The sequence below is a fragment of the Arthrobacter sp. EM1 genome, assembly GCF_029964055.1.
In the GTDB taxonomy this organism is placed as follows: Bacteria; Actinomycetota; Actinomycetes; order Actinomycetales; family Micrococcaceae; genus Arthrobacter.
Map to the genome: position 1 here is coordinate 3,456,354 of NZ_CP124836.1, position 13,377 is coordinate 3,469,730.

The window sequence follows — 13,377 nt, forward strand, 5'->3', positions numbered from 1 at the left end:
CCAGGTGTGCGGCGGCGTTGTCATGAGCCGCTCAGGGCTGCCTGCAGCCGTTCCGCGACATACTGCTGCTGAGCCTCGGTGATGTGCGGATAGACGGGCAACGACAGAATCCCGCGAGCGGCCCGTTCTGCGACCGGAAAACTCCCGGGGCCGAGCTCCATCCCGCGATAAGCCCCGCTCAGATGGACCGGGACCGGGTAGTGGATGCCGGCGCCGATCCCCGCGGCGTTCAGCTCGGCGCGGACCCGGTCCCGATCGGGGACGCGGACCACGTACAGATGCCAGACATCGAGGTTGCCGGGGGCGCTGCGGGGGAGCTCGACGCCGGGCACGTCCGCCAGCAGCTCCCGGTAACGTGACGCGGCCTGCCGGCGCCGTTCGTTCCAGCCCGCCAGCCTCCGCAGCTTGGCGTTCAGTACCACTGCCTGGACGGTGTCGAGACGTGAATTCATACCCACCGCGTCGTGCTCGTATTTGCGTGCGCTCCCGTGCGCGCCAAGCATCCGGACTCGGGCGGCGACGTCCCCGTCGGCGGTCAGTACGGCGCCGGCATCACCGGCCGCCCCGAGGTTCTTGCCCGGATAGAAGCTTGTTCCGGCAGCCAATCCCAGTGTGCCGGCGCACCGGCCGTAGCGGGAGGCGCCCTGGGCCTGGGCGGCGTCTTCGATGATCACTGCGCCGCACGCGGCCGCGATCGGTTCCAGGCGCTCAACGAATGCCGTTTGGCCGAACAAGTGAACGGGCACGATCGCTTGGGTCCGCCGCGTGACAGCCTGCCCCACCTGGTCCGGGTCGATCAGCAGGTACTCCGGGTCGACGTCGACGAGGACCGGCACGGCACCGGTCCGGCTCACCGCCTCGGCGGTAGCGATAAACGTGTTGGCGGGGAGAATGACTTCCCCGCCCGCACCGACCCCGCACGCGCGCAGGGCCAGTTCCAGTGCATCCGTGCCGTTGGCCACCCCGACGCAGTGTCCGGTGTCGAGGAAACGGGCGTAGGCCTGCTCAAATTCCGCCACGGCGGGGCCGCCAATGAACGAAGTCCGGGCGAAAACCTCTTTCAGGCCAATGTCGACTTCCTCGGCGATCTCGTCCTGCTGAGCGCCCAGGTCAACGAAGGGGACGCAGACTCTGGCTTCCAACGGCAACGTCATCCCCGGGCGCCCGCCGCGGCAGCCGAGGGTTTGAGCACCCGGGCCGGCACTCCGGCCCAGGTCTCGTCCGGCGGCACATCGGCCAAGACTGCGGCCCCCATGCCAATCACAGAACCCGACCCCACGGTGGTGCCTTCACGGACCGATGAGTTCATGCCAAGGTAAGCCGCACGGCCGATCCTGACCCCGCCGCCCAAACAAACGCCGGCAGCCAAGGTGGCGAAGTCCTCCACTACGTCGTCATGGGTCAACGTCACACCAGGCATCAGCACCACATGGCTTCCGACCATGATCGCGGCGGTCAGGGTGATATTTCCCAGCAGGATGCTTCCGGGGCCGACCTCGCAGCAGGAAGGGACCCGCACCGAAGGATCAACAACGGTTGCGAAGCGGTAGGCCGGTACACCCAAACCGGCCAGTCGCGCCACAACACGCTCCCGCGCCCGCCCGGCGCCGATGCAAACGACGACCCGTGCTGCGGGATAACGCAGGGCATAGCTGACGGGTCCCAGGATGGGGGCACCATCAAGGGCAGAACCTACCTTGGCGTCGTCGTCGTCGAGGACGCCGACAACGTCGAATTGTCCGTTCTCGCGGACGCAGGAAAGCACCTCGCGGGCGAGGCCGCTGGCGCCGATCACAAGGAGCTCTGTCATGGCTTTTCCTCGGCAGACCTGGCTATCGAATCGATCACCCTGGACTGCTCGTCCGGTGTCAGCTGGTGGTATACGGGCAGGATTAAGGTGCTGTCCGTGAGCCGCTCCGTCACCGAGAGGTCAGCTTTCCCGGTGTCCATCCCGGCGTAGGCAGGCTGCCGGTGCGCGGCCATAATTCCCCGACGGGCGGAAATTCCGTCCTGGGCCAGTCGCGCCAGGAGTTCCTCCCGCCCGAGGGCAAAGCCCGGCAGTACTTCGAGCCAGAAGGACTGGAAATTGCTGGTCCCGTACAAGGGGTCCTGGCTGAAGCGCAGGCCCTCAACCCCGGCGAGTGCCCTGCGGTACGTATTGGCGATTGCCCGGCGCCGGGACACCGCCTCACCCAGGCGTTCCAGCTGCACGAGCCCGACGGCCGCCTGCAGATCCGTCATCCGGTAGTTAAAACCGATCTCGCCATACGATTCCGCTGGCGCCAGGACCGTGGAGTGCCGCTCGTTCGCCGAGACGCTCATGGCGTGCTCCCGCAACGTCCGCGCCCGGTTGGCCCAGGCCGCGTTGTCGGTGGTCAGCATCCCGCCTTCCCCGGTGGTCAGTATTTTGCGGGGGTGGAAGGACCAGGCCGCGAGCTCGGCTCCCGCCCCCACTGGCCGGCCCCGGTACGTTGAGCCCGCCGCGCAGGCTGCGTCCTCGATGACGGTGATGCCCAGTGGGTCGCACAGGCCACGGATCGGATCCAGATCAACCGGCATACCTCCCTGGTCCACGACGATCACAGCGCGCGTGGCGGGGGTCAGGGCAGCCTCAAGTGTCGACACCGACACATTCCCCGTGTCCGGCTCAACATCGGCGAAAACGGGACGGGCACCGACATAGGTGACAGAATTTGCGGTGGCGATGAATGAGAAGGACGGCACTACAACGTCATCACGCGGCCCAATGCCGGCCACCTTCAGTGCCAGATGCAGGGCAGCTGTGCAACTGGACACGGCGACGGCGCAGCCGGCCTGCTGCGTCTCCGCGAAGGCTTCTTCGAAGCGCTTCACGCGTGGTCCCTGCGCCACCCAGCCCGAGGCGATCACTTCGGCTACCGCTTCGGCTTCCTCGGCTCCGAGCCACGGCTTCATCACGTTGATCCGGCTCAGGACAGGGTTCTTGCCGGCCGTCACCGCGCGCCCCCGACCCTGGCGTCCGCAATCTCGGCGCGCAGCGGCCGCCACCAGTCCACCAATTCGCGCAGTCCGTCCGCTAGCCCGGTTTCGGCACTGAAACCAAGCTCGCGTGTGGCCGCGCCCGTGTCCGCCTGGCGTCGGACGACCCCGTTCACAGCACGGTCGGGGCCGTGCTCTACGGCCAGTTCCGAACCCATGGCCCGCAATAGTGCTTCAGCCAGTTCCAGCAGGCTGGTTTCGACCCCGCTGGCGACGTTGTAGACGCCCGCGTCCACCGGGCTGCCAGCGGCCAGGATATTGGCCCGTGCCACATCCCTCGTGTGCACAAAATCCATGGTCTGCTGTCCGTCGCCGAAGATCAGGGGCGGCAGCCCGTCGTCGATTCGTTCCATCCAGCGAACCAGCACCTCGGTGTAGAGGCCGTGGACGTCCATCCGCGGACCGTACACGTTGAAGTAGCGCAACAGCACGTAGTCCAGGCCGTGCATCGCGCGGAAACTACGGGCCATGGCCTCGTTGAAGGACTTGGCTGCGCCGTAAAATGTGTCGTTGTTGTGGTGGTGATGGCGTTCGGCGGTCGGAAAGGTCTCCGCCAGGCCGTAGACAGAGGCGCTGGACGCCGCCACGAGCTTGCCGACCCGCTGGGCGGACACTGCTTCGAGCACATTAAACGTCCCGTCCACCAGCACCTCAAGGGCAAGACGAGGCTCTTCGGCGCATTGGGTGATGCGAATGGCTGCCTGGTGGAAGACAATGTCCTTGCCGCGGCACAAGTCATGGACCAGGTCCCGGTCGCGGATGTCCCCTTCGATCAGGTGCACCCGTCCGCTGGAGCGGGCCGGATCGAGGTTGGCCCGGCGGCCGCGGACCAAGTTGTCCAGCACATCGATCCTGCCGGCGCCGGCGTCCAGCAGTTGGTCCACGACCGTGGACCCGATGGTTCCCGCTCCGCCGGTGACCAGGACGTGTGCTCCTTGGAGTGTGCTCATCTGCTGACCTCAAGTTTCGGTTCGTTGCCGACCACAACGCTGGCCTTCCCGTCGGCACGGAGGCTGTCGCTGACTGCCTCCAGCACACAGAGCACCCGGAGACCGGAAGCGCCGCTGGTTCGGGAAGGGCGCCGCTGCCGGATACTGTTGGCGAATTCCGCCACCATCTCCCCGAGCGCCTCATACTCGGGGAGGGCCGGTGACCAGGTATCGCCCAGCCGGTACGAGATGGCCGAGGCGGTTCTGGCTGCCGCTGACGGTGACTTGCGGTCCAGGCTGACTCCGCGGTCGTAGATACTGAGCCGCTGCTGGGGGTTCAAGTCATCCCACACCAGGGTCCGCCGGGAGCCTCCGACCACAAGCTGGCGGATTTTGGTCGGACTCAACCAGTTCACGTGCACGTGGGCCATTGCATCGTTGGGCAACGCGAACGTCAGGTGCCCAACACAGGCGTGACCGGTACCGAGCGGATCAGCGCCGTGCGCAGCAACCTCGACCGGACGCAGCCCACCCGGGAGAATGAAGTCGAGAATGGACAGGTCGTGGGGCGCAAGGTCCCAGAACACATCCACATCCGGTTGCAGCAGGCCCAGGTTGATCCGGACCGAATCGATGAACAGAATGTCCCCGAGCGACCCGTCGGCGATCAGCTCCCGGATCTTCAGCACTGCCGGGGTGTAGCAGTAGGTGTGGTCGGCCATCAGGACCAGCCCCCGCTCATCCGCTACTTCAACCATCTCCAGTCCCCTCAGCCGGCTGTCGGCCAGGGGCTTCTCGACCAGCACGTGTTTCCCGGCTTTCAACGCCGTCAGGGCGATGCCGTGGTGCGTGTGGGCGGGCGTTGCAATCGCTACGGCGTCGACGTCGGCCAGGTCCAGCAGTTCATCGATGGACTTAAAGACCGGAACCCCGCCCTGGGCAGCGGCGAGCTTGGCGGCACGGTCTTGGTCCAGGTCCACGATGCCGGCCAGCTCCCAGTCCGGACTGACGGTGAAGTTCCGCGCCAGGTTGGGTCCCCAGTAGCCGGCACCGATGACGGCCGCCTTCAACGGCCCGCCGGTGGCCGCCAGATCCCGGCCACGGAGGTAATCTGAACGTGAATCATTCATTGAGTTTCCTTGCTCCGTTAGTACGCGCCCGCAGGCACGCACATTGCCCTGAAGGTGCGCCAGATGATGATGACGTCGCCCATGATCGACCAGTTCTCCACGTAGTAGAGATCCAGGCGCACCGCTTCGTCCCACGGCAGATCCGAACGGCCGTTGACTTGCCACAGGCCGGTAATCCCGGGCTTGATCAGCAGCCGTCGGTGCGTGTGCCTCTCGTAGCCGACCACCTCGCGCTGCAGCGGCGGCCGGGGCCCGACCAGGCTCATTGCTCCTGAGAGGACATTCCAGAACTGCGGCAGCTCGTCCAGCGAGTACCGGCGCATCCACCGCCCGCAGCGGGTCACCCGGGGGTCGTTGTGCATCTTGAAGAGAACCCCGGCGCCGTCGTTTTGGCCGGAAAGAACTGCCAGCGCGGCGTCGGCATCGGTGACCATGGATCTGATCTTGAGCATCCGGAACGGCTTTCCGGCTTTCCCGACGCGCTCCTGCCTGAAGAGAACGGGCCCGGGGCTGTCGTGTTTGACGATGATCGCGAGGACGAGAAAAAGCGGGGCCAGCAAGGCCAGGGCGGCCGAGGCCACAACGATGTCCAGCAGTCGCTTGAAGGCATGTTTGGCGCCGCTGTACCGGGGCACATCCACGTGCATCAGCGGCAACCCCTCCACCGGCCGCCAGTGGATCCGCGGCCCGGCAACATTGGTCAGGGACGAAGCGAGGACCAGCTCCGCCTTGTGCTCCTCCAGCCCCCAGCCCAGCTCACGGATGTATTGGTTACCGCCGGGTACCGGTCCGGCCACGATCACCGCTTCCGCCCCGCAGCGGCCGACGGTCCGGACAACGTCATCGGTGGAGGACAGCACGGGCACCCGGCGGCCGTCGACGTCGAAGGTTGTCCCCCGCCGCCCGCCCGGCAACGCCACACCGAGGATTTCGTAGACGGCCCCGGACTTCTTGGAGATCCGCTTGAGCACGTAGCGCACGTCCTCGGGCTCGCCGATCACAATCGCCCGCACGAGGAACTGCCCCAGGGCCTGACGGGAGTTGTACCATCGGCGCGCCGTCCAGCGGCCACCGGGCAACAGGACGAGTCCCAGCGGGAGCGAGACCAAATGGAACGCCGATGCCGGCTGGACACGAAAAGCAACAAGACCCACGGCGAGCAATCCGAAGACCGCGCCACTTGCCGCGGCCACGCGCTTGTATTCACTGGTCCCGGCACCGAGGATCTTTGTGTCCCTGGTCCGGTAGAGACCGAGTGCGGCGACCCACAGGATGCCCAGGACCGCGCCGATCACAGCCGCGTTGAGATCAGCGAGGCTTCCTGTGAGAGGCTGGCCACCCTCGAAGCGGACCAGGAATCCGGCAAAGACACAGGCGGCGACCAGCAGGGCGTCCGTGCCGCGCAGTACCCGCCGCAAGAACCGTGCCCACTCCCGGCCCGAGAGCCGGTCAGGGGCCCGGACTGCCGGGACTGCGGCGGGCAACGGCTGGGGTCGAAAAATTACCGGTGGGATGCGTGCGTCGTGTTCGGCGTGGCGTTGGTGCGGGGCGTATGCGAGGTCGGCCATAGTCCCGCCGGCGCGGCTGGCACCGTGTCCCGGGGCCGCTGGGGTCAGCCCCGGGGCCATCCACTCCGGACGCGCTGTCACCGGCGTTCCTCAAACCCGTGGCCCGCAGCTTTGGGAACACTTTCATCCACACAGCGGAAGGGAGCCCGGCGCAGGGAAGATCGTTCCGTCGAAAAAACATCCCGTGTGAACGCCAACCAGCGCGTCATAGTGACTCCGTCCAGAATGCATTGGCTGCATCGGGTGATCCCTGAGTCAATCTAGGTTGGGAGGAATACGGCAGTCACGAGTGATTCGTACTCGCCTTTGCGAACCACACTCCGGAGACTTACCCGGGTAGTACTCATGGCCGGGGCCCAGCCACCCCGGCTTGTGCCGGAAATGCGAAGTCAAGTATCGCCGAGGACCGCCCGCCGATACTTCAGCCGGCCATCCGGATCGTCAAAGCACCTCGATCGATGGCCACAGCCAAATGCGTTCCGGCACCGAGATGGTCACCGTCCAGCTGGAACTCCTGCTCGCGCTCCAAGGTGATCTCGGCGGCCTTGCCCTGGAAGTACTCGACTGACTCGGTCTCGCGCTTGTTCCGGCCGAAGATCCCGGCGACAACGCCCAGCCAGCCAAACCGGCCGCGGGGCGCCAGGACCAACAGGTCCAGCACACCGTCGTCGAACTTGGCATCGGGAAAAATCTCGACTCCGCCCATGATCCGGCCGCAATTGCCGATCATAACGCTGCGGATCCTGCGTTGGACGGTTTTCCCGCCGTCGACGCTGATCTTCGCCTTAACCGGTTTGCCCGGAAGCTTACGGATGCCCGCTTCCACGTAGGCCACCCAGCCCATCCGGTCCTTCAGCACGTCCACGGTGTCGGCCATAATTGCCGCATCGTAGCCGAGACCGGCCATGACCAGGAACAACTGCTGCTCATCGGAGTGGTCGAGTGTTGCCTTGACGACATCGATGGTCCGTTCGCTGCCGGTGAGGACGCCCCGGCAGGCTGCAACCGGATCGCTGATGTCCACGCCGAGGTTGCGGGCCAGGAGGTTCCCGGTCCCCAGCGGCACCAGACCCATGGGCGTTTTGGTGCCTGCGAGCACCTCCGCGACGCAGCGCACGGTCCCGTCGCCGCCGGCCGCGATTACAACGTCGACCCCGGCCTCCAGTGCCTGGCGGGCCTGGCCGGTGCCCGGGTCCTCGATGCTGGTTTCGAGCCACAGCGGTTCAGCCCAGCCTTGTGTTTCGCAAAGCCGCAAGATCTCGCGCTGGAGCTCCGGTCCACCGGATTTGGCGGGGTTGATAACGACGGCGGCGCGCCGGGGTGGTGTAGTGCGTTCAGGCTCGGAATCGTTCTCTGGCATAACGTCCTTCAAGACATAGCGGGCGTGGGGTGTCCCGGATTGAAATCCTAGCGGGATTCCGTGCTTAACTTCGGCGGCTGGGCCGCGAACCGTGGACGTCCGCGTGTCACGGTCACTAGACTGGCCATGCTCAAGTACTGGAGCCTTCCGGGATGGGAATCCTGCCGGGAAGGCCGCCCGCCAGGATCGGCCTGGCGGGACGCGTTCCAGGGGCGGGAAGCGGGAGCACATGTCGGAAGCACAGGAGAATTTCTCGGCCGAGGCCGAGGCGTCCAGCATGGATCCCCATGATTGGGGCCGGGCCATGGCGCTGGCCGTCACGCGGCTGGCAGAACAGATCGCCCCGACGGACAGCGAGGACATCCATGCCTCGCTGGTGGGCAGGAACCTCCACCTTAAGATCCGTGACGACGCCGCGGGGGTCACTATTACGGTCTCGACCGCCCCTTCGCCGGACTCCGTCAACTGAGTGCAGCGAGCGTCAGGACGACAGGTCGGCGGAGATGAGTTCGGCGGTAGCAACCGTCGCCTCGCGCACCGAGCCCAAGTAGGCCGCCGGGTCGGGCTGGCCGGCAAACGATTGGGCGTGCAGGGACACGTTAATGGCAGCGACCACCTTGAGGCCGTCATGGACCGGCGCGGCTACGCCGCCTCCAACGCTGTCTGGCCGTCCTTTTACGCCGAGATGTTCAGCACCAGGGTCCGCTTCTCCGGCCTGGCCATCGGCACCCAGCTCGGCTTCCTGATGGCAGGCTTCGCCCCGGCGATCGTCGCGGCCATGGGCGGCATCAAGCCCGGCGGCTGGGTCCAGATCAGCATCTTCACCGGCGCCATCTGTGTCACCGCGGCCGTCTCGGCCCTGACCGCCAAGGAATCCTTCAAAATTCCCACCAAGGAGCTCGGCCTCAAGTAACCCGGCCGCTGCGGGCAGGGCCGGTCCGGTCAGGTCCGGTCAGGGCCGGTCCGGGCCGGTCCGGGCCGGTCCGGTCAGGTCCGGTCAGGGCCGGTCCGGGCCGGTCCGGGCCGGTCCGGTCAGGGTGTCAGGATGGCGCCTTTCCGTTCCCCAGGACCGCGGCCAGATCGAAGCCCGCCGGCACCTCGAGCTGGTCATAGGTGCAGGAGCGCGGCTCCCGGTCCGGGCGCCAGCGGACAAACTGCGTTGTGTGGCGGAACCTTTGACCCTCCATGTGGTCGTATTTCACCTCCAACACCCGGTCCGGCCGAAGCGGGGTAAACGAGAGGTCCTTGCCACCGCTCCACCGGCTGCCCTCGGCGTTGCGGGGTGTCCGGGTCCCTTCATCCTGGTGGGTCCGGGCCCAAGGGTGGCCCTCACCGCCGGCCACCAGCGGCTGGAGTTCACCGTAGAGGTCCTTGCGCCGCTGCATCGGGAAAGCCCCCACAACTCCGACGTTGGCGAGTCTGCCGGCAGCGTCATAAAGTCCCAGCAGGAGCGACCCGACGCGGTCCGGCCCGGAAGTGTGCACCCGGTACCCGGCGAGAACGCAGTCCGCGGTGCGTTCGTGCTTGACCTTGAACATCGAGCGTTTGTCCGGCAGATACTTCCCGTCGAGGGGTTTGGCCACGATCCCGTCGAGACCGGCTCCCTCGAACCGGTGAAACCATTCCTTTGCTGTTCCCCGGTCCCGGGTCGCGGCGGTGAGGTGGATTGGCGGGGCACTGCCGGCGAGCACACGCTCCAAGGCGGCACGCCGCTCGGCGAACGGACGGTCGGTCAGGTCCTCGTCGTCGAGGGCAAGCAGGTCAAACGCGACAAAACTCGCCGGTGTAGCTTCGGCCAGTAGCCGCACCCTGCTTGCGGCAGGATGGATCCGCTGCTGCAGCAGATCAAAGTCGAGCCGGTCGCCCGAGGCGCCGACCATAATGATCTCCCCGTCAATCACACAGCGCCGCGGAAGATTCATTTTCAGCGCCTCAACCAGCTCCGGGAAGTAACGCGTTAGGGGCTTAGCGTTGCGGCTGCCGATCTCCACCTCGGCCCCGTCACGGAAGATGAGGGACCTGAAACCGTCCCACTTCGGTTCGAACATCACCGGGCCCTCCGGCAGGGCCCGCACGGCCTTTGCCAGCATCGGCGCGATCGGCGGCATCAGCGGCAGTTGCATGGCCCTATTGTCCGCCCGGACCCCGGCGACCGCCAGCTGCCGCACGGCAACAACCCCGGCGCCGGACGCTTACCCATGTCTTACCGGATCGAAACGAGGTGGCAACATTGGGGCGCCACACTGGAAGCGCCGGCAAGAGCAGGCATCACGCTCCAGTCCAGGAGGTCCCGCCATGTTGAAGGAAGCCACAGCCCACGTGACCCGCATCCGCGCCTTGGATCAGTTGCACCGCGGCGACGAGATCGAGGCGCGGCTGAAGGTCGGCCCTAATTACGACGACGTGGTGATCCGCCGCGGATGCGTCCAGGAAACCGCCCCCGGAATCAGCGTCGTGTGGATTATGGACCGGCAATCGGGCAGCCGGAAGGCGATTAACACCGACGAGTGCAGCCTCTGGCGGGTCGCTGCAAGCAGCTAGCCGCCCGCGACGGACTGGATGATCAGGAGCTCCTCACCCGGTGACACCCTGGTGCCCAGGCCTTGCAGCCGCCGGATTTCATTCCCGTTGACGTATATATTCACGTGACGCCGGACCGTCCCGGTTTCGTCCCGGAGCCGCCTTGCCAGGGCCGGGTATTCGTCGGCGACCAGGTCAAGCAAAGCCGCCACCGTCACCTCCGCGGCTACGGGTGCAGTCAGGAAGGACTGCCCGCCGGCAAGGGGATGGAGCACACTCGGCAACACCACGCTGATCCCGGCCACGGCGACTCAGGCATTCGCCGGGATGCCGGGCGTGGCCGTGCCGGACACCAGCGCCGGGCTTACAGCTGCGGCCCGCACGCACAGCACGTCGGGCAGGTGCGAAGCCAGCTCGGTGAAGTGGGCGCCTTCGTCGGCGCTGGCGTAAACGCTGCCGCCTCGCGTACCGAAGTACACCCCGGCAGGTTCCGCAGCGTCGACGCAGGCTGCGTCCCGCAGCACGGCGTTGAACTCAGCCTCTGGGAGCCCGTCGTCCAGGCGCTCCCAGCTCGCGCCGGCGTCGACTGTGCGGTGGACCGCCAACTTACCCTCGGGCGGGATTCGTTCGCCGTCGGCCTTGAGCGGGATGACCCAGGCGGTCCCGGCCCGCCGCGGATGCGTGAGCATCACGAATCCGAAGTCCGCGGGCAGACCGTCAGCGATCGAGGTCCAGCTCTCGGCATTGTCGTCGCTGCGGTAAACACCGTGGTGGTTCTGGGCATAGAGCCGGCCTTCGACCGAGGCGTCGGCGGCAATCTTGTGCACACACTGACCGAACTCCGGGTTGGGATCGGGCATAAAGTAGGCCGAAATTCCCTGGTTGCGCGGCTCCCAGGAGCTCCCGCCGTCGAGCGAGCGGTAGACGCCGCCGGTGCTCATCGCGACGTGAACCTTCTCACCGGTGCGGTCCACAACGATGGAGTGCGCCGCAGCGCCACCGTAGCCGGCACCCCATTCACTGCGGTGCGGGTGGTCCCAGAGCCCGCGGTTAAGTTCGAAGTGTTCACCGCCATCGATCGATTTCCAGACCGAGATCGGCTCACAGCCGGCCCAGACGACGCCGGGGCGGGACTCGGCATCGGGGTAGATCTGCCAGATGCGTTCGAGCGCAGCATCCGTGCCCGCCGGAAAGCGGATGGCACCCTGCTCGGGCTCGCTCCAGGTCTCGCCCAGGTCATCGGAGTGGAAGACCGTGGGACCCCAATGCTCCGAGCGGACGCCGGCCAGGATCCGGGTCCGGCCATCCCTGCTGTCGATGCCGATACTGGGGACTTCGCTCATCAGGAAATGCGGGCCGGAAAGGGACCAGTCCTTGCGGTCGGGGCTGGTAGCGAGCCAGAGACCTTTTTTGGTGCCGATCGCCAGGACATAACTCTCTTCGGTAGCCATGCCCCCATGCAACCACTACCTGCTGCTGGCCGCAATGGTGTCTTCCCGTGCGCTTTTGTTCGGCTTTGTCAGTCCACGTATTCGGACTGAGTGGCGATGAAGTCCCAATCGGCGCCGGTAAGCACCCCGGAAACATCCGCCGGGTGGGGGCCGCCGGCCTCGGCAATTCCCTGGAGTACCGGCAGCGGGAACTCGGCGGCGCGAAGGTTTTCCCGCAGCCACTCCTTGCTCGCCAGATCCAGATCCAGCCACCACATAAAGATTTCCACAGCGGTCACCCTTTCCTCAGTTTCTCAACGTTAGGCCGCGTCCCAGGGGTGTTCAAGAGCCGGTTGACCCTGGCGGCTACAGGTCCTCGAGCACGACGGCGGGCCGTTCGAGTGCGCCCGGGACGATCGAGTAGTAGGCCCAGGTGCCACGCTTTTCGCGGTGCAGCAGGCCTGCGTCCACGAGGATCCTAAGGTGATGGGAAACCGTCGGCTGGCCGAGCTCAAGGGGTGCAGTAAGGTCGCAGACGCAAGCCTCGCCGCCGTCGGACGCCTTGATGATGGACAACAGCCGCAGCCGGTTCGGGTCGGCAAGGGCCTTGAAGAATTGGGCCTTGCCCTGCGCCTGATCCGCAGCCAAAAATGGCATCCCGGACGAGGTGCCGGATATTTCCGCGGCCGCGGGCTTAACAATCTGCAGCGTCGTCATCGCTCCATTATGCACCATATTGACAGTGGTCGATATGGTGGGCAGGGTTGAAACCCGGACCGGGGAATAAGCCCCTGTTCGCGCCGCGGGGCAGGGGAAAGAATGGAGTATGTCCGCCGAGCGCCAGATTGCCCAGCCCCCGCTTGTTGTCGGCGTGCTCCCGGGGCAGAGCCCCGGGGTGCTCCAGACCGCAGCCGCACTGGCGGCTGGCCTCGGTACCGAGCTGATCTGCGCCCACGTGGATGAAGAAAGCTATCTGGTGGAGTGGGACCCGACGCGGTCCGCGCACCGGCTCTCGCTGCACCCGGACACGGACAACGCCGAGATCAGGGCAGTGGCCCGGGAACTGCGGAGCATGATCAACGCCGCCTGCGACCCGTTGGGTATTCCGTGGACCCTGCGGACGCTGGCGGGGGACCCGGCCCGGGCGCTTGGCAGGCTTGCGGCTGAGGTCGGCGCCCCCATGATTATCGTGGGTACGCCGGAACCCGGGCTGGGGCACCGCGTCTCCGCGGCCCTCAACGGTTCGGTGGCCGCTTGGCTCAGCCACCACCAGGACCATCCGATCCTGGTGGTTCCGGTCCGGCCCGCAGTCCATCACCAGACAAAACATGACTCGTGAGCTAATGGTTTGCGCGTTGTCTAAGGGTTCAACCGAACCTCCCGTAAGTAAAGTGAAAGTACTTATTCGGGGTGCTGGCTTTC

Annotated in this window: 15 protein-coding genes and 2 pseudogenes; 4 read left to right on the forward strand and 13 right to left on the reverse strand. The window is 66.2% G+C overall.

All coding sequences use genetic code 11. From position 1 onward, the window contains the following. Positions 1–20: 20 nt before the first annotated feature. The 7 genes from QI450_RS15995 to QI450_RS16025 form a co-directional block, all read right to left on the reverse strand. A complete protein-coding gene (locus tag QI450_RS15995) occupies positions 21–1,154 on the reverse strand; it encodes a DegT/DnrJ/EryC1/StrS family aminotransferase (protein WP_226775634.1) in 1,134 nt (377 codons plus the stop codon). Next, positions 1,151–1,810: a NeuD/PglB/VioB family sugar acetyltransferase gene (locus tag QI450_RS16000; RefSeq protein WP_226775633.1), complete on the reverse strand. Its 660-nt coding sequence runs from the start codon at positions 1,808–1,810 to the stop codon at positions 1,151–1,153. The genes QI450_RS15995 and QI450_RS16000 overlap by 4 nt, the downstream gene beginning before the upstream one ends. Continuing rightward, positions 1,807–2,934 carry a DegT/DnrJ/EryC1/StrS family aminotransferase gene (locus QI450_RS16005; RefSeq protein WP_226775675.1) on the reverse strand — a complete coding sequence of 376 codons (1,128 nt, stop codon included), beginning with the start codon at positions 2,932–2,934 and terminating at the stop codon, positions 1,807–1,809. The genes QI450_RS16000 and QI450_RS16005 overlap by 4 nt, the downstream gene beginning before the upstream one ends. A gap of 38 nt (positions 2,935–2,972) precedes the next feature. Further along, positions 2,973–3,968 carry an NAD-dependent epimerase/dehydratase family protein gene (locus QI450_RS16010; protein WP_226775632.1) on the reverse strand — a complete coding sequence of 332 codons (996 nt, stop codon included), beginning with the start codon at positions 3,966–3,968 and terminating at the stop codon, positions 2,973–2,975. Next, positions 3,965–5,077, reverse strand: a complete 1,113-nt coding sequence (locus QI450_RS16015; protein ID WP_226775631.1) for a Gfo/Idh/MocA family oxidoreductase — start codon at positions 5,075–5,077, stop codon at positions 3,965–3,967. The genes QI450_RS16010 and QI450_RS16015 overlap by 4 nt, the downstream gene beginning before the upstream one ends. 17 nt (positions 5,078–5,094) lie before the next feature. After that, a complete protein-coding gene (locus tag QI450_RS16020) occupies positions 5,095–6,726 on the reverse strand; it encodes a sugar transferase (protein WP_226775630.1) in 1,632 nt (543 codons plus the stop codon). A 340-nt stretch (positions 6,727–7,066) separates the two neighbouring features. Further along, positions 7,067–8,005: a diacylglycerol kinase family protein gene (locus tag QI450_RS16025; RefSeq protein ID WP_226775629.1), complete on the reverse strand. Its 939-nt coding sequence runs from the start codon at positions 8,003–8,005 to the stop codon at positions 7,067–7,069. A gap of 229 nt (positions 8,006–8,234) precedes the next feature. Between QI450_RS16025 and QI450_RS16030 the strand changes: the two genes are divergently transcribed. Then, a complete protein-coding gene (locus tag QI450_RS16030; protein ID WP_226775628.1) occupies positions 8,235–8,474 on the forward strand; it encodes a hypothetical protein in 240 nt (79 codons plus the stop codon). A 12-nt stretch (positions 8,475–8,486) separates the two neighbouring features. Here QI450_RS16030 and QI450_RS16035 read toward each other — a convergent pair. Next, a pseudogene (locus QI450_RS16035) lies at positions 8,487–8,651 on the reverse strand (IclR family transcriptional regulator); the annotation flags it as partial. On the opposite strand from QI450_RS16035, the pseudogene QI450_RS16040 reads away from it, so the two are divergent. Then, positions 8,646–8,918 (forward strand): annotated as a pseudogene (locus tag QI450_RS16040) (MFS transporter); the annotation flags it as partial. The pseudogenes QI450_RS16035 and QI450_RS16040 overlap by 6 nt on opposite strands. 127 nt (positions 8,919–9,045) lie before the next feature. Here QI450_RS16040 and QI450_RS16045 read toward each other — a convergent pair. Beyond that, on the reverse strand, positions 9,046–10,128 hold the full coding sequence (locus tag QI450_RS16045; RefSeq protein ID WP_226775627.1) for an ATP-dependent DNA ligase: 1,083 nt from the start codon (positions 10,126–10,128) through the stop codon (positions 9,046–9,048). A 172-nt stretch (positions 10,129–10,300) separates the two neighbouring features. Here QI450_RS16045 and QI450_RS16050 point away from each other — a divergent pair, with 172 nt between their 5' ends. After that, positions 10,301–10,546 carry a hypothetical protein gene (locus tag QI450_RS16050; protein WP_226775626.1) on the forward strand — a complete coding sequence of 82 codons (246 nt, stop codon included), beginning with the start codon at positions 10,301–10,303 and terminating at the stop codon, positions 10,544–10,546. Here QI450_RS16050 and QI450_RS16055 read toward each other — a convergent pair. The 4 genes from QI450_RS16055 to QI450_RS16070 form a co-directional block, all read right to left on the reverse strand. Next, the gene (locus QI450_RS16055; protein ID WP_226775625.1) at positions 10,543–10,830 is read right to left on the reverse strand and encodes a MoaD/ThiS family protein; all 288 of its coding nucleotides are present in this window, start codon (positions 10,828–10,830) and stop codon (positions 10,543–10,545) included. The genes QI450_RS16050 and QI450_RS16055 overlap by 4 nt on opposite strands. 6 nt (positions 10,831–10,836) lie before the next feature. After that, the gene (locus QI450_RS16060; protein WP_226775624.1) at positions 10,837–11,976 is read right to left on the reverse strand and encodes an exo-alpha-sialidase; all 1,140 of its coding nucleotides are present in this window, start codon (positions 11,974–11,976) and stop codon (positions 10,837–10,839) included. A gap of 68 nt (positions 11,977–12,044) precedes the next feature. Continuing rightward, on the reverse strand, positions 12,045–12,245 hold the full coding sequence (locus QI450_RS16065) for a hypothetical protein (RefSeq protein ID WP_226775674.1): 201 nt from the start codon (positions 12,243–12,245) through the stop codon (positions 12,045–12,047). A 76-nt stretch (positions 12,246–12,321) separates the two neighbouring features. Next, positions 12,322–12,672 carry a metalloregulator ArsR/SmtB family transcription factor gene (locus QI450_RS16070; protein ID WP_226775623.1) on the reverse strand — a complete coding sequence of 117 codons (351 nt, stop codon included), beginning with the start codon at positions 12,670–12,672 and terminating at the stop codon, positions 12,322–12,324. Positions 12,673–12,781: 109 nt separating this feature from the next. Between QI450_RS16070 and QI450_RS16075 the strand changes: the two genes are divergently transcribed. Further along, positions 12,782–13,294, forward strand: coding sequence for a universal stress protein (locus QI450_RS16075; RefSeq protein ID WP_226775622.1), 513 nt, complete (start codon positions 12,782–12,784; stop codon positions 13,292–13,294). The last annotated feature ends 83 nt before the right edge of the window (positions 13,295–13,377 follow it).

What these genes read in the sequence shown, in the direction of transcription:
- QI450_RS15995 (WP_226775634.1), bottom strand. Translation starts at nt 1,154, where the DNA reads ATGACGTTGCCGTTGGAAGCCAGAGTCTGCGTCCCCTTCGTTGACCTG.
- QI450_RS16030 (WP_226775628.1), top strand. Translation starts at nt 8,235, where the DNA reads ATGTCGGAAGCACAGGAGAATTTCTCGGCCGAGGCCGAGGCGTCCAGC.
- QI450_RS16060 (WP_226775624.1), bottom strand. Translation starts at nt 11,976, where the DNA reads ATGGCTACCGAAGAGAGTTATGTCCTGGCGATCGGCACCAAAAAAGGT.
- QI450_RS16000 (WP_226775633.1), bottom strand. Translation starts at nt 1,810, where the DNA reads ATGACAGAGCTCCTTGTGATCGGCGCCAGCGGCCTCGCCCGCGAGGTG.
- QI450_RS16045 (WP_226775627.1), bottom strand. Translation starts at nt 10,128, where the DNA reads ATGCAACTGCCGCTGATGCCGCCGATCGCGCCGATGCTGGCAAAGGCC.
- QI450_RS16015 (WP_226775631.1), bottom strand. Translation starts at nt 5,077, where the DNA reads ATGAATGATTCACGTTCAGATTACCTCCGTGGCCGGGATCTGGCGGCC.
- QI450_RS16050 (WP_226775626.1), top strand. Translation starts at nt 10,301, where the DNA reads ATGTTGAAGGAAGCCACAGCCCACGTGACCCGCATCCGCGCCTTGGAT.
- QI450_RS16010 (WP_226775632.1), bottom strand. Translation starts at nt 3,968, where the DNA reads ATGAGCACACTCCAAGGAGCACACGTCCTGGTCACCGGCGGAGCGGGA.
- QI450_RS16070 (WP_226775623.1), bottom strand. Translation starts at nt 12,672, where the DNA reads ATGACGACGCTGCAGATTGTTAAGCCCGCGGCCGCGGAAATATCCGGC.
- QI450_RS16025 (WP_226775629.1), bottom strand. Translation starts at nt 8,005, where the DNA reads ATGCCAGAGAACGATTCCGAGCCTGAACGCACTACACCACCCCGGCGC.
- QI450_RS16005 (WP_226775675.1), bottom strand. Translation starts at nt 2,934, where the DNA reads ATGAAGCCGTGGCTCGGAGCCGAGGAAGCCGAAGCGGTAGCCGAAGTG.
- QI450_RS16075 (WP_226775622.1), top strand. Translation starts at nt 12,782, where the DNA reads ATGTCCGCCGAGCGCCAGATTGCCCAGCCCCCGCTTGTTGTCGGCGTG.